The organism is Streptomyces virginiae, assembly GCF_000720455.1.
Classification (GTDB): domain Bacteria; phylum Actinomycetota; class Actinomycetes; order Streptomycetales; family Streptomycetaceae; genus Streptomyces; species Streptomyces virginiae.
In genome coordinates, this window is sequence record NZ_JOAK01000004.1 from 13874 (window position 1) to 33412 (window position 19539).

A 19539-nucleotide genomic window follows, 5' to 3' on the forward strand; every position below is an offset into this window, starting at 1 on the left:
CCACGGCCGCAGCACGCGAAAAGGGCCGTGCGCCCCGGGATCCCGGGGCGCACGGCCCTTCTCGCCGTGGAGGCCGCGCACCGCCGCCCGCCACTGCGCGTCGGACGGCTGCGGAGGATGATCGTCCTGGGGCACGCCCCGGTCCGGCGGTTCATGGCCGGCGAGGGCCGGGCCGCCGAGGAGTAGCCGGTAGGGGGCGAGGCGGTAGGGCGGTAGCTCTACCGGCCCTGCTTGAACTCCAGCGCCGCCGCCAGCGTGCCGAGCTGCTCGAAGGAGGCCGTGCCGGTCACCACCGTGACGTGGCCCTGCTCCCGCCGTACGAGGGCGTCGTACTTCTCGCCCTCCCAGCGCTCCCAGGCCGCGTCGCCGACCTGCTGCGTCTGCCCGGAGGCCGTGGCGTTCCTGGTGACCCGTTCGAGGTACTTGACGGAGGTGTCGCTGGACTGCTCGACCGCCGCGTACTGCTGCTCCGGGTCGAGGAAGCCCAGGTGCCAGGCGTCGGCCTTCGTGCGCTCGTACGTCACCGAGGTCGCCCGCCACTGCTCCGGCAGGCCCACGGGGGCCGCCACCGGGTACGGGGCCGCGCGCCGGGCCGTGAGGGTCTCCACCCGGTAGTCGACCGTGCGCGTGGGATCGGCCTTGTCGTCATGCGGGACGAAGACGTAGATCCCGGCGACGACGACACCGATCACCGCCAGCGACCGGACCATGTCCCAGACCGTCTGCTTGCCTTTCATACCTGCCACGGCACCATCGTCCCGCATCACCGGGCGGCGATCACCGCCGGGGTCGCGCGGGCGCGCCGCACGGCGCACCCTTGAGTCGCCCGCCGAGTCCCCGAACGGGCGCGCAAGGCGTCCGCTCAGGACAATCGAATGACCGATATTCCGCTCATACGTGACCCGCCCTGCTCAATATGTCGACGTACCGATAGAGTTCCAGCACCCTCACTTCCCGGCCGTCGCCGTACAGAAAGGTGCGCTCCGATGACCGAGCACAACCTGCCGCCCCAGCTCGAAGTCTCCCCGGAGGCCCCCGACCGCAACCTCGCGCTCGAACTCGTACGGGTCACCGAGGCGGCCGCCATGGCCGCCGGCCGGTGGGTCGGCCGCGGCGACAAGATCGGCGCGGACGGCGCCGCGGTCAACGCGATGAGGACCCTGATCTCCACCGTCTCGATGAACGGCGTCGTCGTCATCGGCGAGGGCGAGAAGGACGAAGCCCCGATGCTCTTCAACGGGGAGCAGGTCGGCGACGGCACCGGAGCCGAGGTCGACATCGCCGTCGACCCGATCGACGGCACCACCCTGAACGCCAAGGGCATGCCGAACGCCATCGCCGTCCTGGCCGCCGCCGACCGCGGCACGATGTTCGACCCGTCCGCCGTGTTCTACATGGACAAGCTGGTCACCGGCCCCGAGGCAGCCGACTTCGTCGACATCAACGCCCCGGTCTCGGTGAACATCCGCCGGGTCGCCAAGGCCAAGGGCATGCACCCCGAGGACGTCACGGTCGTCATCCTGGACCGCCCCCGCCACGAGGGCATCGTCCGGGAGATCCGCGAGACCGGCGCGCGCATCAAGTTCATCTCCGACGGCGACGTGGCCGGATCCATCATGGCCGCCCGCGAGGGCACCGGCGTGGACCTGCTCCTGGGCATCGGCGGCACCCCCGAGGGCATCATCTCGGCCTGCGCCATCAAGTGCCTGGGCGGCGTGATCCAGGGCAAGCTGTGGCCGAAGGACGACGCCGAGCGCCAGAAGGCCATCGACGCCGGCCACGACCTGGACCGGGTGCTCACCACCACCGACCTGGTCTCCGGCGACAACGTCTTCTTCGTCGCCACCGGCATCACCGACGGCGAGCTGCTGCGCGGCGTGCACTACCGCTCCCAGACCGCGACGACGTCCTCGCTGGTCATGCGCTCCAAGTCCGGCACCATCCGGAAGATCGACTCCACGCACCGCCTGTCGAAGCTGCGCGCGTACAGCGCGATCGACTTCGACCGCGCCCAGTAGGGGCGGGGGCACAACGCGAGAGGGGCGGTCACCCTGTGCGGGGGTGACCGCCCCTCTCGCGTGTCCGCGTACGAGGCGTGGGGGACGTCCGGGACACCCACGGCCTGCCTGGGCACGGCACGCCTGGACGTGGCATGCGTGGACGTGGCGTGGCGTGGCTGGACGTGCGTGACGTGCGACGCGGACCGGGACCTGCCCGCCGGGGCGGCAGCCGGCTCAGCCCGCCGCGGCTATGGGTCCCGCTCCGGGGGCCTGCCGCAGCTCGGCGGAGCGGCGCCGCATCCGCGCCAGCACCACGCGGCGCTCGGCCGCGGTGAGCCCGCCCCAGACCCCGTACGGCTCGGGCTGCAACAGGGCGTGTTCGCGACAGGCGACCATCACCGGGCAGCGGGCGCAGACGCGCTTCGCGGCCTCCTCACGGGAGAGCCGGGCGGCCGTCGGCTCCTTGGACGGCGCGAAGAACAGCCCCGCCTCGTCGCGGCGGCACACCGCCTCCGCGTGCCATGGGCCGTCTTCCGCCGCCCTGGCCGGCACCCGCGGGCTCGGCACGGCCGACGGGCGTGCCCCAGGACCCTGAAGGCTCTTCACGGCGGCTACCTGCAGGGACTGATGCGGCGGATGCGGCACGGTCTACTCCTGACGACGTATACGTGAGCGAGAGACGACGCACCTGTCCCTACCCGCTGTACGCGCCCCTATGCACCGCGTGCCACGGGGCGCCCGGGGTTCGTCCGAAACGAGACCCTCCGCATCCGGATGCGCCGGCAGCGCGTTTCAGCCGCCGGCCCGCCGGCCTGTAGCCGCTAGCCGTCGAGGTTCTTGCGGAGCTTGCGCGCCAGGTCGACCAGGCGGGCGCCCGGCTTCGGCCGCGCCTCGATGTTGCCGAGCAGGGAGAACCCCCGGACGATCACCACCGGCGCCTGCGGGTCCGTCTCCCCGCGGCTCATGCCGCGCACCTCGAAATTGCCGAGGATCCCGCTGCCGTAGCCGCGCAGAGTGACGTTCTCCGGGACCAGGACCTCCACGTTGCCGAGGACGCAGGTCACGTTGATCTCGGTGACCTGCTGCTCGAAGACCGCCTGGGTGAGGTCGATGGTGATGTCGCCCATGACCGAGACCGCACGGGTGTGCGGGCCCGGCCGCCAGCGGCCCTTGCGGCTGGAGCTGCTGCACACGGCGACGATCGTCTCGGCGGCCGGGCCCGCCGCCCCCTCGTACGAGGACGCGGACGGGGACGGGGACGGGGCATGGGCGCCGCCGGGCGCGGGCAGATCCTGTACGAGCACTTCCAGCTCGCCGACCGTCTTGACGGCGTACAGCGTGTCCAGGCGCTCGGAGTGCTCCTCGGCGGTCAGCCTGCCTTCGGCGACGGCGTCCCCGAGGATCTGCGCGATCCGGTCCCGGTCGGCGTCGGAGGCGCGCAGCCCGGCGGGCGCGGGGGCGGGGGCGGCGGGGTGCTTTTCCAGGTCCACGACGCCAGCATAGCGAGACACGATAGATCGCGATACTACCGAGTGAGCCCTACCTCACAAACACACGCCGGGCGAGAGGTCCTACGCTGGTGGACTGCGCTGCCAATTTGGTCGTCAGTGCTGTCTGCCGAGTGAGGAATGGCCCCAATGCCGGAGTTCGCGTACACCGACCTGCTGCCCCTGGGCGAGGACACCACCCCCTACCGGCTGGTGACCGCCGAGGGCGTGTCCACCTTCGAGGCGGACGGCCGTACGTTCCTCAAGGTCGAGCCGGAGGCGCTGCGCAAGCTCGCCGAGGAGGCCATCCACGACATCCAGCACTTCCTGCGCCCCGCTCACCTCGCGCAGCTGCGCCGCATCATCGACGACCCCGAGGCCTCCTCGAACGACAAGTTCGTGGCCCTGGACCTGCTGAAGAACGCGAACATCGCGGCGGCCGGCGTCCTGCCGATGTGCCAGGACACGGGTACGGCGATCGTCATGGGCAAGCGCGGCCAGAACGTGCTCACCGAGGGCGGTGACGAGGCGGCCCTCTCCCGCGGCATCTACGACGCCTACACCCGCCTCAACCTGCGCTACTCGCAGATGGCGCCGATCACCATGTGGGAGGAGAAGAACACCGGCTCGAACCTGCCCGCGCAGATCGAGCTGTACGCGACCGACGGCGGCGCGTACAAGTTCCTCTTCATGGCCAAGGGCGGCGGCTCCGCCAACAAGTCCTTCCTCTACCAGGAGACCAAGGCGGTCCTCAACGAGGCCTCCATGATGAAGTTCCTGGAGGAGAAGATCCGTTCGCTCGGTACGGCGGCCTGCCCGCCCTACCACCTGGCGATCGTCGTCGGCGGCACCTCCGCCGAGCACGCGCTCAAGACCGCGAAGTACGCCTCCGCCCACTACCTGGACGAGCTGCCGCGCGAGGGCTCCCCGCTGGGCCACGGCTTCCGCGACGAGGCCCTGGAGCAGCAGGTCTTCGAGCTGACGCAGAAGATCGGCATCGGCGCGCAGTTCGGCGGCAAGTACTTCTGCCACGACGTCCGCGTCGTGCGCCTGCCCCGCCACGGCGCCTCGCTGCCCGTCGCCATCGCAGTGTCCTGCTCTGCGGACCGCCAGGCCACCGCGAAGATCACCGCCGAGGGCGTCTTCCTGGAGCAGCTGGAGCGCGACCCGGCCCGCTTCCTGCCGGACACCACGGACGAGCACCTGTCCGAGGCCTCGGACGTCGTCTCCATCGACCTGAACCAGCCGATGGACGACATCCTGGCGACCCTGACCAAGCACCCGGTCAAGACCCGCCTGTCGCTGTCCGGCCCGCTGGTCGTGGCGCGCGACATCGCACACGCCAAGATCAAGGAACTGCTGGACTCCGGCGCGGAGATGCCGCAGTACCTGAAGGACCACCCGGTGTACTACGCCGGCCCCGCGAAGACCCCCGAGGGCTACGCGTCGGGCTCCTTCGGCCCGACCACGGCCGGCCGCATGGACTCCTACGTCGAGCAGTTCCAGGCGGCGGGCGGCTCCAAGGTCATGCTGGCCAAGGGCAACCGCTCCCAGCAGGTGACGGACGCGTGCGCCGCGCACGGCGGCTTCTACCTGGGCTCGATCGGCGGCCCGGCGGCGCGCCTGGCCCAGGACTGCATCAAGAAGGTCGAGGTCCTGGAGTACGAGGAGCTCGGCATGGAGGCGGTCTGGAAGATCGAGGTCGAGGACTTCCCGGCCTTCATCGTCGTGGACGACAAGGGCAACGACTTCTTCCAGAACCCGGCTCCGGAGCCGACGTTCACGCACATCCCGGTGCGCGGCCCGGGTCTGTAGCCCCCAGCCCGTCCCGAGGGGTCCTCTGCCGAACGGCAGAGGACCCCTCGGGCGTTTCCGCCGATCGGCAGATGGAGTCGGGGGCGCCGGGCGGCGAGGCTTTTCCCGTAGCCGAACAGTCCTTGCTGACACGGGAGTTCACGATGAAGAGCCGTACGCGCGCCCTGGCCGTCGCCGGATCCGCCGCCCTGCTGGGCACCTTGGTGGCGGCCGCCCCCGCCCCGGCGGCGCCGGCCGCGCCGAAGGTCGCCTCGGTACACGGGGGCGGCACGGTGCGCTATCCCTACGTGCCCGCCTCGCACGACATCCGCTTCACGGTCGACGCGGAGTCGGTGCCGTGGAGCAGGCCGCTGAAGGGCGAGAACCTGGAGCGCGGTCTGCCGACGGACGCGCGCGGCCGGGTGACCGTCTACCACGCGATGCCGGACCAGAACTTCACCGGCGTCGCCGAGGCCGAGGTGGACTGCATGGTCACGGGCGGCAGGACGGCCACGATCACCGCGGTGGTCAAGAGCTCGAACGTCGGCTGGGAGGGCAAGCGGATCGGCCTGAGCGTCCAGGACGGCGAGCGCGGCGCGCCCGACCGCGTCGGCTTCTCCTGGGGCATCGTGAACGTCGACGCCAAGCCCGACGGCTCGGTCGCCGAGCCGACGGTGGGCACCTGCATGGCCCCGGCCCCCTTCACCGAGGTCACCAGGGGCGGCTTCAAGGTCACCCCGGCCCCGCTGTCCCCTCGCCCGCAGCCGTAGCACCGCCCACGGCCGTCAGGTACCGGGCCTCAACGGGGGTGGCCCGGTACCCCTCGGCCCGTGCGGCCACGACCTCGGCGAGGCTCAGCCCGTACACGCGGCGCAGCAACGCGATCGGCACGCCGTCGGGACCGCCGACCGCCAGGTGGACGGATCCCTCCCGGGCGAGGATGCGCTCCCGCACCCGCGGCGGCGGTACGCCTGCGCCTCGGTCGCATGCTTGGCCGCAGCACGGGCAGTGCGCGTTCGACTCCCAGCGCAGCTCGCCGTCCCGGACGAGCTGCCAGTCCTCCTCGACGCAGTCCTCGCAGGGGCCGCAGTGCGTCCACGCGTACATGTGCTGTTCCGCCATCCGGGCAGCATGCGGTAGCGGGGCGTTCCGCGCATGCGGATAACGTCGGGGGCATGACGCACACGCAGCTCCGTACCGACCGCGCCGTCCGGGTCGTCGCCCATCGCGGGGCCTCACACGAGCATCCCGAGCACACCCTGGCCGCCTACCGGCAGGCCATCGCGGACGGTGCCGACGCCCTCGAATGCGACGTACGGCTGACCGCCGACCACAAGCTGGTCTGTGTGCACGACCGGCGCGTGGAGCGGACCTCGGACGGGCGCGGGGTGGTGTCGGAGATGACGTACGAGGAGCTGTCCGCCCTGGACTTCGGCAGCTGGAAGGGCGAGGAGCACCGCGGGGCGCAGGTGCTGCTCTTCGAGGACCTGCTGAAGGAGGCGCTGGCCGCCGACCGGCCCGTCGGGCTGGCGGTCGAGACCAAGCACCCCACCCGGGCGGGCGGCCGGCTGGAGGCCGAGCTCGTGCGGGTGCTGAAGGACCACGGGCTGGCCGACGGCTCGGCGGGCCTGGTCGAGGTGATGAGCTTCTCCCGCAACGCCCTGATCAGGCTGAACCGGCTGGCGCCCGGTCTGCCGGCCGTCTACCTGATCGAGCGGCGGCTGCGGCCGGCCCGGCCGCCGTTCGCCGGGCACGCCGGACCGGGCATCGACCTGGTGCGCAAGGACCCGGGGCTGGTGGCCCGGCTCAAGGCGAAGGGGCTGCGGGTGCGGGTGTGGACGGTGGACGAACCGGAGGACGTGGAGCTGTGCCTGCGCCTCGGCGTGGACACCCTGATCACCAACCGGCCGCGCGAGGTGCGCGCACAGCTGGAGGCGGAGTAGACACGGCCGGCCCGGCTCCTCGGTGCGGAGCCGGGCCGGATCACCTCGTCCCGCTCAGCTGGGGTTCGGGTGGTAGTTCCAGGACGCGTTGTTGTTGTACGTCACGGAGAGGTTCCGCTTCGACTGGGCGGTGACCACGTCGTAGGGGCCCTTGTACCAGCTGTTGTAGTGCACCCGGACGGCCTGGGTAGCGTAACGGCTGTCGGCCGAAGCCGCGTTGTTCTTGATCTGCTGGCCCGCGCCGTTGCCGGTGCCCGGGCTGAACACGCCGGCGAAGTCCCAGGACGGCATGCCGTCGATGTGGTTCATCGTGGCGACGGCGCCGGCCTGGTTGGAGTTGAAGTAGACGCAGGCGAGGCCCGGGTAGCAGCGCTGGGTGGGCGCCGCCTCGGCCGCGGTCGGCAGTGCCATGACCAGCACTCCGGAGGCTGCGACCGCCGCGACGGCAGCACGCATGGACTTCATGGAAGTGATCCCCCTAGATGGTGGGTGCCCGGCTCCGGGTGGCGGAGCCGGGCGGACCGCAGCGGACGCGCGGACCTCAGCGGGTGGCGGGTGGCGGGCTGCTACTGGACGTGGGCCAGGGCGGTCTGCTTCGCCTTCTTGATGGCGTCCATCTCCTTCGCCTTGGCGTTGATCATCTTCTGCTGGATCTGCGCCTCGGCCCCGTGCCACACGTCGACGAGCTTCGTCTCGTTCTTGCAGGCCACGTCCGCGGTGGCGACGGCGATCTCCTCCGCGGAGACCGTCGGCACGGCGAACTTCGGGTCGTCGTTGGCCTGCATCGGGTCCTTGTAGGAGTACCCCTTGCCCTTCATGCAGGCGGACCAGGCCGCGAAGGCCTTGGTGACGCGGGAGTCCTTGACGGACTCCTTGTAGGACTGGCCGTTGATGTCCTGGGCGAGGTCGGCGTACAGCTGCTCGCCGCCGCCCGTGAGGGTGCGCGTGGACTCGGCGATGCAGCCGCCCGGCGGGATGTCCTTGCCCTGGACCTGGCTCGGCGCCGCCTGCTTGGCCTTGGCGAGGTCGCCGGCCTCCTTGGTGGTGCCCGTCATCGCGAGCCACTCGGCGTCGTTCAGCACGGGCTCGACCGCCGCGGAGGGGGCCGGGCCGTCGGCCGCGGCGGCCGCGGCCGGGCCGCCCGCCTTGGCGTTCTGCCGGGCCGCGACGAACGCCGGCTTGTAGCCGGTGCGGGCCGCCTGGGCGGCGTCGACCGTGCCGTACCGCAGGTCGGTGAAGGTCTCGCGCGGGTCGGCCGGGCCCTGCTCGGGCGCCTGGAAGGAGGCGAAGCCGAGGCCCTGCATGCACTTCTGCTGGAGCTTCCCGCCGGCCTGGCTCAGCTTCGCGAACTCCGCGGGCGTCGGCAGGTACTGCTCGATGGGCAGGGTGCGGACCTTGGCGGAACCGGCGATCGACGTCGCGTCGCCGCCTGCGGCGTCGGCGTCCGTACCGGCGGAGGCCGCGTAGCCCGCCATCACCGCTCCGGAGGCCACGGCCATCGCGAGGAGGGAAATACGAGTGCGCTTCATGTTCATTTCGCTCAGCATTCTCTCTCGGTCCTCAGACGCCGTTCGGGTGGTAGTTCCAGGACGCATTGTTGTTGTACGTCGCGTTCAGATTCCGCCTCGTCTGAGGCTCGACCACGTCGTAGGGGCCCTTGTACCAGCTGTTGAAGTGAACGCGAACCGCCTGGTTCCAATAGCGGCTGTCCGCAGAGGCGGCGTTGTTCTTGAGCAGCTCCGTGTCCCCGTTTCCGGTGCCGCGGTTGAACGTTCCCGTGAACAGGTACGCCGGGTAGTTCTCGATGTGGTACATCTGCGCCAGAGCGCCCGCCTGGTTCGAGTTGTAGTACAGGCAGGCCATTTCCGGATAGCACCGGCCGGTGGGCTCCGCCTGGGCCACGGACGGCAGCGCGAGAACCAGCACCCCGGACGTCGCGAGCGCCGCTACGGCAGCACGCATGGACTTCATGAAAGCAATCCCCCCTTGGATGGCACTCACGGGGGACGGTCAGACCCCCCGCAGTGCGACAACGCCGAGATCGTATGCACGGAATAGGGAAAAGGACACCCGATAACTTATCGACTGGCGCGTTTTCGGCCATGGCTAAAGCCGCGCATAAGGCGTGCGTAATGCGACACTAAAGCCGCGCATAAATACACCCGGCCGGGGTGCGCCGGCCGGGCGTGGGGGGATCGGGTGGAGCGGGGCGGTTTATGCGAAGCGCTGGTTCGCGGATCCGTTGCAGGCCTGGAGGCGCAGCGGGTCGTGGGCGGCGGCCACGGTCAGGCACATGCCCGGGGCGGCGGCGGGCCGCAGGGTGGCGCCGTCGCGGACGAACCGCTGGTTGGCTCCGCCGTGGCAGTTCCAGATGATCAGGCCGGTGCCGGGGCCGTAGTTGGCGCCGGGGGCGTCGAGGCAGCGGTCCTGGGTCAGTTCGATGTGGACGGACTTGCGGGCGGTGTCGTACCACCAGCCCTGGTTGCGGCCGTTGTGGCAGTCCCAGCCCACGATCTTGGTCTCGTTGGCGCTGGAGCCGCCGAAGGAGTCGAGGCAGTTGCCGGTGGCCTCGTTCTTGAGCGGCTTGAACTTGTCGTCCCAGGCCCCGGCCTGGAGGACGGGCGTGCCGGTGCTGGCGGGGTCGGCGCAGGAGGCCTCGCGCAGGCCCGAGTCGTAGAGCTGGGTCAGGCAGGACGCGAAGGCGCCGTGTCCGCGGTAGTTGGGGTGGAAGGACTGGCGGGCGGTGTTCTCGTCCCACGGGAAGTGGTCCCCGAGGTCCAGGTAGAGCCCGCGGGCCCAGGTGTCCTCCATGCACACCGCGTGGCCGTGGAAGAGCCGCGAGTTGTCGAGGTAGACCGCGCCGGAGGCCAGGGCCGCCGCGCGCATGCCCTTCTCGAAGGTGGGTACCGCGTAGTTGCGGCCCCAGGTGGCGTCCGAGTCGTAGCCGGCGCAGCCGCCGGGCAGCTTTCCGGGAAAGCCGGGGTTGTCGTGGAAGTCGGGGCCGATGGGGCTGGGGTAGCCCATCACGACGAGCTTGTAGTCGGCGTCGGCGTAGCCGGCGTCGCGCATGACCGTCCTGAGGTCGGCGACCGTGGCTTCGACCTTGGGCTTCAGGCCGTCGACGCGGGCCTGCCAGCCGGGGGCGTACTTGGGCTCGCAGGTGCCCTGGCTGAGGACCCAGCGGGTCACGCAGTCGGTCATGACGGGGCCGAACTGAAGGTCGTCGTTGGCTCCGGCGACCAGCAGGACCATCTTGATCCTGGTGTTGCGGGCCTTGATGGCGAGGTTGTCGCTCTGCACCAGCTCGTCGGCGTACTGCTTGCTGCCGCCGATCCTGATGTTTCCGGTGTAGCCGCCGGAGCAGGCGACGTTGAAGGTGAGGTCGGCCGGGATGCCGGTGCGGTGGATCGCCGCGTCGGGCGAGCGGTGGCACTGGTTGTTCGGTGTGTTGGTCGCCGGGTCGTAGTTGCCGACGCCCTCGCCCGAGATCTCGCTGTCGCCCAGCGAGATCAGGCCGGTCCTGCGGTCGGCCTGCGGGCGCACGGCCGGGTCGCCGTAGATCTTGACGGCTTCGGCGGCGCGGATCGCCTCCAGCTCGGGCGGGAGGGGTGTGACGACGCCGGTGGTGGTGGCCGCCTGGGCCATGGGGGTGACGGCGGTGACGCCCCCCAGGGCGGCCGCGATCGCCGCGACGGCGGCGAAGGTAGATCTGAGCATGGGTTTCGTACGGGCACGTGCCATGGACGCCTCCCCGGATGTCAGTGTTACCCACGGTATTTACTGGCCAGTAGGGGAGTTGGGAACACTTGCAACAAGAGAATTGCTCAACTTTTTGAGGAGGCAACAGACATGACAGACGATCAACAGGCCGACGGGTTCCGGACCGAGCACGACTCCATGGGCGACGTCCGGGTGCCCGTGCACGCCAAGTGGCGGGCGCAGACCCAGCGCGCCGTGGAGAACTTCCCCATCTCGGGACAGCGGCTGGAGCGGGCCCACATCGAGGCCCTCGCCCGGATCAAGGCCGCGGCGGCCCTCGTGAACGCCCGGCTCGGAGTGGTCGACCAGGACGTCGCCGACGCGATCCGGTCCGCGGCCGGCGAGGTTGCGGACGGCCGCTGGGACGACCACTTCCCCGTGGACGTCTTCCAGACCGGATCCGGGACCTCGTCCAACATGAACACCAACGAGGTGATCGCCACCCTGGCCACCGAGCGCCTCGGCCGGGACGTGCACCCCAACGACCACGTCAACGCCTCGCAGAGCTCCAACGACGTCTTCCCGTCGTCCATCCACATCGCCGCCACCGCCGCCGTCGCGGGCGACCTGGTACCGGCCCTGGAGCACCTCGCCGCCGCGCTGGAGCGCAAGGCGTCCGAGTTCGACCAGGTGGTCAAGGCCGGCCGGACCCACCTGATGGACGCCACCCCGGTCACCCTCGGCCAGGAGTTCGGCGGTTACGCGGCCCAGATCCGCTACGGCGTCGAGCGGCTGCGCTCGTCCCTGCCCCGCCTCGCCGAACTGCCCCTGGGCGGCACCGCGGTGGGCACCGGCATCAACACCCCGGCCGGCTTCTCGGCCGCCGTGATCGCCGAGGTGGCCGTCGCCACCGGCCTGCCGCTGACCGAGGCGCGCGACCATTTCGAGGCCCAGGGCGCGCGTGACGCGCTGGTGGAGACCTCCGGAATGCTCCGTACGGTCGCCGTCTCGCTCACCAAGATCTGCAACGATCTGCGCTGGATGGCCTCCGGACCGCGGACCGGATTGGCCGAAATCAGCCTCCCGGATCTCCAGCCCGGCTCCTCGATCATGCCCGGGAAGGTCAATCCGGTGGTCCCGGAGGCCGTCCTGATGGTCGCCGCTCAGGTCATGGGCAACGACGCCACCGTCGCGGTGGCGGGCGCCGCCGGCAACTTCGAGCTCAATGTGATGCTCCCGGTGATGGCCAGGAACCTCCTCGAATCGATCCGGCTGCTGGCCGCCGCGAGCCGGCTGCTCGCCGACCGCACGGTCGACGGGATCACCGCCGACGAGGCCCGGGCCAGGGAGTACGCCGAGTCCTCGCCCTCCGTGGTGACCCCGCTCAACCGCTACATCGGCTACGAGGAGGCCGCGAAGGTGGCCAAGAGGTCCCTCGCCGAGCGCAAGACGATCAGGGAGGTCGTCCTGGAGTCCGGCTACGTGGAGCGCGGCGCCCTCACCCTGGAGCAGCTCGACGAGGCCCTGGACGTCCTGCGCATGACGCGTCCCTGACCGCCCCTCCCGCACCCCCGGGCGGGGGCCGGATCCGGTCGTTCGTCGTCCCCGAATCGCCTGGTGACCTGCACCGCAGCGGGCGTACGGGCCCCCGCCCTAAGATCTGCGCATGACAGGTACTTTCAAGCCCGGGAGCGGCCGGGCGCCAAACGCGCCGACCGACTCCGCGCGCGCGACGCGCTGGGCGCCCGGGGACCAGATCCTCTGGCGCTACCGCGACCACGCCCCGGGACTGAAGGGCGCGGTGCACATCTGCCGCCCGGTGACGGTGGTGCAGGACACCGACGAGATGCTCGCCGTCTGGATGGCCCCGGGCACCGAATGCGTCAAGCCGGTGCTCGCCGACGGCACCCCCGTCCACGAGGAGCCGCTGGCCACCCGCTACACCGCGCCGCGCACCACCGTGCGCTCACGCTGGTTCGGCGGCGGCGTGCTGAAACTGGCCCGGCCCGGGGACCCGTGGTCCGTCTGGCTGTTCTGGGGGCCGGGCTGGCAGTTCAAGAACTGGTACGTGAACCTGGAGGAGCCGCGGTCGAGATGGGCCGGCGGAATCGATTCCGAGGACCACTTCCTGGACATCGCCGTCTACCCCGACCGCAGCTGGAAGTGGCTGGACGAGGACGAGTTCGCCGAGGCCCAGCGGTCCGGTCTGATGGGCCGTGAGCAGGCACGGCGGGTACGGGAAGCCGGCCGCGCGGCGGTCGCGCTGATCGAGGAATGGGGTGTTCCGTTCTCGGCCGGCTGGCAGGACTGGCGGCCGGATCCGGCCTGGCGGATTCCGGCCCTGCCCGAGGACTGGGACCGCACCCCGGCGCATATGACCTCATGAGACCCTTGATGCGCCCCCGGGGGTCAACCGTAGGATCGTCCTCCGCGAGGTCGCGCGCGCGGGACGGTGCGATCGGGCCGCACACCAGCAAGTGTCGTTCTGTACACGGGATCTGACCGGAGGTCGACACACGAGGAAGTTCGAGCGAGGAACCTCTGGGCGATGGTGCCCGGGCCGCTGAGCGGGTATACCGCGACTGACCGAGTTGAGTGCAGCGCACATCGAGCGCAAACGGACGGAATTCCACGCGTGACGGAGTACCCCACCTCCCAGGAGGGCCCGCAGCCCGTCGCCTCCGCCGGAGGTACGGACGAGGCCGGCCACGGCAAGGCGCCCATCGCCGCCACCGAGGCCGTACGCACGCATGCCGCGGGCGCCGGTACCGGCCCGGCGGCCGAGCCGGGCGCGGCGGCCGCCGCGGCGGCTTCCGACGTACGGGCCGCGCGCTCGGCCGCGGGCCCGGGATCGGGGCTCCCCCGGCCTCGCGCAGCGGCGTCGGCGGAGGTTCCCGCCGTCGGCTCCGGCCCGGGCCAGGACCACGACAACGCCCGTCCCCGCGACACCTCGGACGGCGCGGACGCCGTGGACGCCCACGACGCCGCCCGCGGCACCGGGGCCGGCCAGGCCGCCGCCGGTGCCGGGAGCGGCGCACCGGGCTTCCAGGGGGCCGGCGGGCCCGTGCCGGGCGCGGGCGCCCCGGACGCGACCGCCGCGCGCCGCGAGGGGGACCGGCTGCGTTTCGTCGGCGCCGCCACCCGGCGGATCGCCCGCGGCATCGACCTCGACGAGATCGTGCTCGGCCTGTGCCGGGCCACCGTCCCGACCTTCTCCGACGCCATCCTCGTCTACCTGCGCGACCCGCTGCCGGTCGGCGACGAGCGGCCCGTCGGCCCGGTCGTTTTAAGGCTGCGCCGCACCGACCGGCTCCGGCCGATCGACGACCTGACGGACATCAGCAGCACCATCGGCGCGGGGATGGACCTCGCCGGGGCCGCGGGGGCCACCGGCGAGCTCGACTTCAGCCAGTTGCCGCTGGTCGGCCCGCAGGGTGACCTGCCCGCGGCCGAGCTGTGCGAGATCCGGCCCGGCGGCGCGCTCGCCGAGGTGCTGCGCGGCGTACGGCCCGTCTTCGCGTCCTCCGCCGGCGCCCGGGCGGCCCTGCCCGAGCTGCTCGGGGTGGACCATCCGCTGCCGCGCGGCAACCGGGCGGTCCTGGCGCCGCTGCGCGGCCGGCGGCGGGTGATCGGCGCCGCGGTGTTCCTGCGCAGCCCGGAGCGTCCCGCCTTCGAGCAGAACGACCTGCTGGTCGCGGCCCAGCTGGCCACCCACACCGCGCTCGGCATCGACAAGGCGGTCCTCTACGGCCGCGAGGCGTACATCGCCGACGAACTCCAGCGCACCATGCTGCCCGACAGCCTCCCCCAGCCCACCGGGGTGCGCCTCGCCTCCCGCTACCTGCCCGCGGCCGAGACGGCCCGGGTCGGCGGCGACTGGTACGACGCCATACCGCTGCCGGGCAGCCGGGTCGCGCTCGTCGTCGGCGACGTGATGGGCCACTCCATGACCTCCGCCGCGATCATGGGGCAGCTGCGCACCACCGCCCAGACCCTGGCGCAGCTGGACCTGCCGCCCGCCGAGGTGCTGCACCACCTGGACGAGCAGGCGCAGCGGCTGGGCTCGGACCGCATGGCCACGTGCATGTACGCCGTCTACGACCCCGTCGCGCACCGGATCACCATCGCCAACGCCGGCCACCCGCCGCCGGTGCTGCTGCACCTGGGCGGCCGGGCCGAGGTGCTGCGCGTACCGCCGGGGGCGCCCATCGGCGTCGGCGGCGTGGACTTCGAGGCCGTGGAGCTGGACGCGCCCGCCGGGGCCACCCTGCTGCTCTACACCGACGGTCTGGTGGAGTCGCGCCTGCGGGACGTGTGGACCGGTATCGAGCAGCTCCGCGAGCGGCTGGCCACGACCGCGCAGCTGACGGGCCTGGACCATCCGCCGCCGCTGGAGGCTTTGTGCGACGACGTGCTGGACATGCTGGGACCGGGCGACCGGGACGACGACATCGCGCTGCTCGCGGCCCGGTTCGACGGCATCGCGCCCAGTGACGTCGCGTACTGGTTCCTGGACCCGGAGGAGACCGCTCCGGGCCGGGCCCGGCGGTTCGCCCGCCGCGCGCTGACCCGGTGGGGTCTGGAGGACCTGAGCGACTCGCTGGAGCTGCTGGTCAGCGAGGTGGTCACCAATGCCGTCCGGTACGCGGAGCGGCCCGTGACGCTGCGTCTGCTGCGTACGGACGTACTGCGCTGCGAGGTCGGGGACGACTCCCCGCAGCTGCCCCGCCAGCGCCGGGCGCGTGACACCGACGAGGGCGGCCGCGGTCTGTTCCTGGTCAACCGGCTGGCCCGCCGCTGGGGTGCGACCCGGCTCAGCAGCGGAAAGGTCGTCTGGTTCGAACTGCCGCTGCCGGGCGCCGGCGAGCGGCGCTGACCGCCCCTCCGGCGTCCGGCTTCCGGCTTCCGTCGGGAACACGAAAGAGCGCCGCCCCGCAGCCTTCTCGGCTGCGGGGCGGCGCTCTTGTTCAGTTGCCCGGGTGCTCACCCAGGATCGGCGGGTCCGGCGGCTTGGGGCCGTTGGTCTTGGTGGCCGTGGCCGTCGGGGACGTCGTCCCGGTGGGCGTCGGGCCCGTCTTGGTCGCGGTGGGCGTCGGCGACGTCGTCGGGGACTGCGTCGGGCTGTTGGTGGCGGCCGGCGGGCTGGAGGACTGGCTCGGCGTGGTCGTCGGCGAGGCGCTGCGGGACGGCGTCTGCACGGCGCCCATGTCGGCCTCGGACAGCTGGAACTTGCCGGCGTTGCCGCCCTTGAGGGCGGCGGTGGTGTACGCCTTCCAGATCGTGGCGGGGAAGCTGGAACCGCCCAGACGGCCGAGGCCGGCGGTGCCGGTCAGGGTGACCTGCTTGGCGGTGCCGGGCTCCTCACCGAAGATCGCGACCACGGTGACCAGCTCGGGGGTGTAACCGGCGAACCAGCCGGAGAAGTTGTTCTCGGTGGTACCGGTCTTGCCCGCTGCCTCGTAGGCGCTGCTGCGGACCTTGTTGCCGGACGCGCCTTCGTCGTTGACGACGCCCGTGAGCACCTTGGTGACGGTGTCGGCGGTACGGCGGCTGATGGCCTGCGTGCCGATCGGCTGGACGGGCTCGACCTCGCGGTCCTTGTGCTCGGCCTTCTTGATGATGGTCGGCGTGACCTTCTTGCCGTGGTTGTCGAGGGTGGCGTAGACGGCCGCCATCTCCACGGTGTTGGCGCTCATCGTGCCGAGGGCCATGGCCGGCCTGTCGGCGGGCCAGCCCTCACGGTCCTTCATGCCGATCTGGAGCGCGGTCTTCTTCACGTTGGGCGGCTCGACGTCCACGATCATCTGCGCGTAGACGGAGTTCACCGAGGAGTTGGTCGCGTCCTGGACCGTCATCATCGGGTCGCCGAAGTTGCGGTTCTCCTGGTTCTGCGGGGCGAACGGGATGTCGCTGCCGACGACCGGGCGCTTGCTGGTGCCGTCGTAGAGCGCGTTCGGGGTGATCGGCTTGCCGTCCTGGGTCTTCGACACGTTCTCCAGGGCGGAGGCCAGCACGACCGGCTTGAAGGTCGAGCCCGGCTGGTAGTCCTTGCGCAGGGCGTTGCTGGACCAGTGGTCCTTCAGACCGGTGCCGCCGTACATGGCGACGATGTGCCCGGTCTTGGGGTCCACGGAGGTGGCGCCTGCCTGCACGCTCTGGTCCTGGGGCCGATCCTTGGTGTTCTTGCGGTCGAGCTTGGACTCCAGCTCCTCCTGGACGGCCGTCTCGAGCGCTTCCTGCTTCTTCGGGTCGATGTTGAGCGTGAACGTCCAGCCGCCGGCGTCGATCAGCTTGCGCTCCACGCCCTGGGCGTTGAGCTCGGCCTCGGCCGCCTGGACCAGGTAGCCCTTCTGGCCGTCCATGCCCATCGGGGGCTGCGGGGGCATCGGCTCCGCGAACTTCATCCCCTGGCGCTTGGTCTCGTCCAGCTTCTTCATGTCGACCATGTTGACGAGCGTCGCGTCGTAGCGGATCTTGATCCGCTTCTTGGTGTCGTCGCTGGCGGTCGACCAGTCGTACTGGCTGGGCGCCTGCACGAGGGTGGCCAGGTAGGCGCCCTGTTCCAGCGTCAGCTTCTCCGCGTCGACGCCGTAGTACGCCTGGGCGGCGGCCTGGATGCCGTAGGCGCCGCGGCCGAAGTAGCTCGTGTTGAGGTAGCCCGCGAGGATCTCGGGCTTCTTCATGCTCTGGTCGACCTTGAGGGAGATCACCAGCTCCTTGAGCTTGCGGGTCGGCGTCTGCTCCTGCGTCAGGTAGTAGTTCTTGACGTACTGCTGGGTGATCGTGGAGCCACCCGCCTTGCCGCGGCCGGTGGCCGTGTTCCACAGACCACGGGCCAGGCCCTTGAAGTCGACACCGCCGTCGCTGCGGAAGGACTTGTTCTCGATCGCGATGAACGCCTCCTGGACGTCCATCGGGATCTTGTCGATGGGCAGGATCTCGCGGTTGACCTTGCCCTTGGTGGCCATGATCGTGCCGTCTGCGTACTTGTAGACGTTGCTCTGCTGGAGCGCCTGCTTGTTGGGGTCCGGCTCGTCCACGTAGAAGTACAGGCCGACCAGCGCGCCCATACCGAGCAGGGCCAGCGCGAAGAACGTGCCCAGGATCTTCTTCCAGGTGAAGAAGCGGCGTATGCCGGTGCGCTTGCCGGTACCCCCGCTCCCCTTGGCGCCCTTCGCGCGTCCGCTCGGCGCCCGCCGCGCACCGCGCTGCTGCGCCTTACGCACTTCTGCTCGGCCCATCGCTCCCGCTCCGCTCGATTACCCCCCCGACGTCAACTCAGAAAGCTAACACCGCAGGCTGTGACAAACTTTGGTCAATTCGGAGGAATTCCGGTCATTTCGGACGTGAGAATCAGCACCCACGTCACAGGAACCGACGCTCAGATAAGCGGATGGGTTGCCATTGCGCAATAAAGTGATATCACTTTGCTAGGCGGTCCGACCGGCCGCGCGCAGAGAAACGGGGCGAACCATGACGAATCACATAGCCACTCCAGACGGAGTACGGGAGTTCACCGCGCGCAGCATGGGCGGCGGGCTGGCGCTGCTGCTCGGCCTGGCCGGCCTGCTCGCGGGCGCGGGGCTGGTCGTGGCCGGCGCGGTGGCGGCCGCGACCGGGGCCAAGGTGGCACTGATCGCCATCGGCGTGCTCCTCGGCCTCGCCTCCGTGATCGCGATGAGCGGCCTCAACACGGTGGCGCCGGGCGAGGCCCGCGTCGTCCAGCTCTTCGGCCGCTACCGCGGCACCATCCGCACCGACGGCCTGCGTTGGGTCAACCCGCTGACCTCGCGCGAGAAGATCTCCACCCGCGTGCGCAACCACGAGACGGCCGTCCTGAAGGTCAACGACGCCTACGGCAACCCGATCGAGCTGGCGGCGGTCGTGGTCTGGCGGGTCGAGGACACCGCGCGCGCGGTCTTCGAGGTCGAGGACTTCACCGAGTTCGTCGAGACGCAGACCGAGGCCGCGGTCCGGCACATCGCGATCGAGTACCCCTACGACGCGCACGAGGAGGGCGGCCTGTCGCTGCGCGGGAACGCCGAGGAGATCACCGAGAAGCTCGCGGTCGAACTGCACGCACGGGTGGAGGCCGCCGGGGTGCAGATCATCGAGTCCCGCTTCACGCATCTCGCGTACGCTCCTGAGATCGCCTCCGCGATGCTCCAGCGCCAGCAGGCGGGGGCCGTCGTGGCGGCCCGCAAGCAGATCGTGGAGGGCGCGGTGGGCATGGTCGAGCTCGCCCTGACCCGTCTGGCGGAGGAGGAGATCGTGGACCTCGACTCGGAGCGCAAGGCGGCCATGGTCTCGAACCTGATGGTCGTCCTGTGCGGCGACCGCGCCGCCCAGCCGGTGCTCAACACGGGCACCCTCTACCAGTGACCCCCTCCGGCGAGGAGAAGCCGGCGGGCCGGCAGGCGCGCAAGCAGGTGCTCCTGCGACTCGACCCGCAGGTGTACGACGCGCTGGCCCGCTGGGCGGGCGAGGAGCTGCGCAGCGCCAACGCGCAGATCGAGTTCCTGCTCCGCCGGGCCCTCGCCGAGGCCGGCCGGCTCCCCTCCGCCCCGGGCCCCATTCCCCGCCGGGGCCGGCCTCCGAAGCCCTCGGACTGACCGC

Annotated in this window: 19 protein-coding genes; 10 read left to right on the forward strand and 9 right to left on the reverse strand. The window is 71.1% G+C overall.

Annotation, left to right across the window (positions count from 1 at the left end; genetic code table 11):
- Positions 1-27: 27 nt before the first annotated feature.
- Entirely contained in the window at positions 28-186 is a 159-nt protein-coding gene (locus IG86_RS42915) for a hypothetical protein (RefSeq protein WP_157854793.1), read from the forward strand.
- Between the two features lie 32 nt (positions 187-218).
- Here the strand turns inward: IG86_RS42915 and IG86_RS0108325 are convergent, their stop codons facing one another.
- A complete protein-coding gene (locus tag IG86_RS0108325) occupies positions 219-737 on the reverse strand; it encodes a DUF4245 domain-containing protein (protein WP_234316186.1) in 519 nt (172 codons plus the stop codon).
- Between the two features lie 249 nt (positions 738-986).
- Here IG86_RS0108325 and glpX point away from each other — a divergent pair, with 249 nt between their 5' ends.
- Complete coding sequence (glpX, locus tag IG86_RS0108330) at positions 987-2018, forward strand: class II fructose-bisphosphatase (RefSeq protein WP_030829704.1); 1032 nt, start codon at positions 987-989, stop codon at positions 2016-2018.
- Positions 2019-2234: 216 nt separating this feature from the next.
- On the opposite strand, the gene IG86_RS0108335 is transcribed toward glpX, so the two are convergent.
- Both IG86_RS0108335 and IG86_RS0108340 read right to left on the reverse strand, forming a co-directional pair.
- Entirely contained in the window at positions 2235-2645 is a 411-nt protein-coding gene (locus tag IG86_RS0108335; protein ID WP_385873408.1) for a WhiB family transcriptional regulator, read from the reverse strand.
- Positions 2646-2821: 176 nt separating this feature from the next.
- A complete protein-coding gene (locus IG86_RS0108340; RefSeq protein ID WP_030829709.1) occupies positions 2822-3490 on the reverse strand; it encodes a DUF1707 SHOCT-like domain-containing protein in 669 nt (222 codons plus the stop codon).
- A 147-nt stretch (positions 3491-3637) separates the two neighbouring features.
- Between IG86_RS0108340 and IG86_RS0108345 the strand changes: the two genes are divergently transcribed.
- Positions 3638-5302 (forward strand): fumarate hydratase, encoded by a 1665-nt coding sequence (locus IG86_RS0108345; RefSeq protein WP_030829712.1) that lies wholly within the window; start codon positions 3638-3640, stop codon positions 5300-5302.
- 143 nt (positions 5303-5445) lie between these two features.
- The gene (locus tag IG86_RS0108350; RefSeq protein ID WP_037849289.1) at positions 5446-6051 is read left to right on the forward strand and encodes a hypothetical protein; all 606 of its coding nucleotides are present in this window, start codon (positions 5446-5448) and stop codon (positions 6049-6051) included.
- Here the strand turns inward: IG86_RS0108350 and IG86_RS0108355 are convergent.
- Positions 6014-6403 carry a hypothetical protein gene (locus IG86_RS0108355; RefSeq protein ID WP_030829719.1) on the reverse strand — a complete coding sequence of 130 codons (390 nt, stop codon included), beginning with the start codon at positions 6401-6403 and terminating at the stop codon, positions 6014-6016. The two genes, IG86_RS0108350 and IG86_RS0108355, sit on opposite strands and share 38 nt — an antisense overlap.
- A 53-nt stretch (positions 6404-6456) precedes the next feature.
- Here IG86_RS0108355 and IG86_RS0108360 point away from each other — a divergent pair, with 53 nt between their 5' ends.
- Positions 6457-7224, forward strand: coding sequence for a glycerophosphodiester phosphodiesterase (locus IG86_RS0108360; protein ID WP_030829722.1), 768 nt, complete (start codon positions 6457-6459; stop codon positions 7222-7224).
- Positions 7225-7278: 54 nt separating this feature from the next.
- Here IG86_RS0108360 and IG86_RS0108365 read toward each other — a convergent pair whose 3' ends face one another.
- The 4 genes from IG86_RS0108365 to IG86_RS0108380 form a co-directional block, all read right to left on the reverse strand.
- On the reverse strand, positions 7279-7689 hold the full coding sequence (locus tag IG86_RS0108365) for a peptidase inhibitor family I36 protein (RefSeq protein WP_030829726.1): 411 nt from the start codon (positions 7687-7689) through the stop codon (positions 7279-7281).
- A 101-nt stretch (positions 7690-7790) separates the two neighbouring features.
- Positions 7791-8759: a hypothetical protein gene (locus IG86_RS0108370; protein WP_157854794.1), complete on the reverse strand. Its 969-nt coding sequence runs from the start codon at positions 8757-8759 to the stop codon at positions 7791-7793.
- A gap of 25 nt (positions 8760-8784) precedes the next feature.
- The gene (locus tag IG86_RS0108375; protein ID WP_053667180.1) at positions 8785-9186 is read right to left on the reverse strand and encodes a hypothetical protein; all 402 of its coding nucleotides are present in this window, start codon (positions 9184-9186) and stop codon (positions 8785-8787) included.
- Between the two features lie 252 nt (positions 9187-9438).
- Positions 9439-10941, reverse strand: a complete 1503-nt coding sequence (locus IG86_RS0108380; protein WP_420894075.1) for a ricin-type beta-trefoil lectin domain protein — start codon at positions 10939-10941, stop codon at positions 9439-9441.
- A gap of 132 nt (positions 10942-11073) precedes the next feature.
- Here IG86_RS0108380 and IG86_RS0108385 point away from each other — a divergent pair, with 132 nt between their 5' ends.
- The 3 genes from IG86_RS0108385 to IG86_RS38515 all read left to right on the forward strand — a co-directional run bounded on the left by IG86_RS0108385 (position 11074) and on the right by IG86_RS38515 (position 15799).
- Positions 11074-12477: a class II fumarate hydratase gene (locus IG86_RS0108385; RefSeq protein WP_030829738.1), complete on the forward strand. Its 1404-nt coding sequence runs from the start codon at positions 11074-11076 to the stop codon at positions 12475-12477.
- A gap of 112 nt (positions 12478-12589) precedes the next feature.
- The gene (gene fomD, locus IG86_RS0108390) at positions 12590-13309 is read left to right on the forward strand and encodes a cytidylyl-2-hydroxypropylphosphonate hydrolase (RefSeq protein ID WP_030896008.1); all 720 of its coding nucleotides are present in this window, start codon (positions 12590-12592) and stop codon (positions 13307-13309) included.
- A 249-nt stretch (positions 13310-13558) separates the two neighbouring features.
- A complete protein-coding gene (locus tag IG86_RS38515) occupies positions 13559-15799 on the forward strand; it encodes a SpoIIE family protein phosphatase (RefSeq protein WP_208864252.1) in 2241 nt (746 codons plus the stop codon).
- 91 nt (positions 15800-15890) lie between these two features.
- On the opposite strand, the gene IG86_RS0108400 is transcribed toward IG86_RS38515, so the two are convergent.
- The gene (locus IG86_RS0108400) at positions 15891-18164 is read right to left on the reverse strand and encodes a transglycosylase domain-containing protein (protein WP_030896012.1); all 2274 of its coding nucleotides are present in this window, start codon (positions 18162-18164) and stop codon (positions 15891-15893) included.
- 232 nt (positions 18165-18396) lie between these two features.
- Here IG86_RS0108400 and IG86_RS0108405 point away from each other — a divergent pair, with 232 nt between their 5' ends.
- Both IG86_RS0108405 and IG86_RS0108410 read left to right on the forward strand, forming a co-directional pair.
- On the forward strand, positions 18397-19305 hold the full coding sequence (locus IG86_RS0108405) for an SPFH domain-containing protein (RefSeq protein WP_030658699.1): 909 nt from the start codon (positions 18397-18399) through the stop codon (positions 19303-19305).
- Positions 19302-19535, forward strand: a complete 234-nt coding sequence (locus IG86_RS0108410) for a type II toxin-antitoxin system antitoxin (protein ID WP_030658696.1) — start codon at positions 19302-19304, stop codon at positions 19533-19535. Before IG86_RS0108405 ends, IG86_RS0108410 begins: the two co-directional genes overlap by 4 nt.
- Positions 19536-19539: the final 4 nt, after the last annotated feature.

Excerpts from the sequence above, each read along its gene's own strand:
- IG86_RS0108385 (WP_030829738.1), top strand. The coding sequence starts at position 11,074 with ATGACAGACGATCAACAGGCCGACGGGTTCCGGACCGAGCACGACTCC.
- IG86_RS0108400 (WP_030896012.1), bottom strand. The coding sequence starts at position 18,164 with ATGGGCCGAGCAGAAGTGCGTAAGGCGCAGCAGCGCGGTGCGCGGCGG.
- IG86_RS0108365 (WP_030829726.1), bottom strand. The coding sequence starts at position 7,689 with ATGAAGTCCATGCGTGCTGCCGTCGCGGCGGTCGCAGCCTCCGGAGTG.
- glpX (WP_030829704.1), top strand. The coding sequence starts at position 987 with ATGACCGAGCACAACCTGCCGCCCCAGCTCGAAGTCTCCCCGGAGGCC.
- IG86_RS0108345 (WP_030829712.1), top strand. The coding sequence starts at position 3,638 with ATGCCGGAGTTCGCGTACACCGACCTGCTGCCCCTGGGCGAGGACACC.
- IG86_RS0108325 (WP_234316186.1), bottom strand. The coding sequence starts at position 737 with ATGAAAGGCAAGCAGACGGTCTGGGACATGGTCCGGTCGCTGGCGGTG.
- IG86_RS0108375 (WP_053667180.1), bottom strand. The coding sequence starts at position 9,186 with ATGCGTGCTGCCGTAGCGGCGCTCGCGACGTCCGGGGTGCTGGTTCTC.
- IG86_RS0108380 (WP_420894075.1), bottom strand. The coding sequence starts at position 10,941 with ATGCTCAGATCTACCTTCGCCGCCGTCGCGGCGATCGCGGCCGCCCTG.
- fomD (WP_030896008.1), top strand. The coding sequence starts at position 12,590 with ATGACAGGTACTTTCAAGCCCGGGAGCGGCCGGGCGCCAAACGCGCCG.
- IG86_RS0108370 (WP_157854794.1), bottom strand. The coding sequence starts at position 8,759 with ATGAACATGAAGCGCACTCGTATTTCCCTCCTCGCGATGGCCGTGGCC.
- IG86_RS0108405 (WP_030658699.1), top strand. The coding sequence starts at position 18,397 with ATGACGAATCACATAGCCACTCCAGACGGAGTACGGGAGTTCACCGCG.
- IG86_RS0108360 (WP_030829722.1), top strand. The coding sequence starts at position 6,457 with ATGACGCACACGCAGCTCCGTACCGACCGCGCCGTCCGGGTCGTCGCC.
- IG86_RS0108355 (WP_030829719.1), bottom strand. The coding sequence starts at position 6,403 with ATGGCGGAACAGCACATGTACGCGTGGACGCACTGCGGCCCCTGCGAG.
- IG86_RS0108350 (WP_037849289.1), top strand. The coding sequence starts at position 5,446 with ATGAAGAGCCGTACGCGCGCCCTGGCCGTCGCCGGATCCGCCGCCCTG.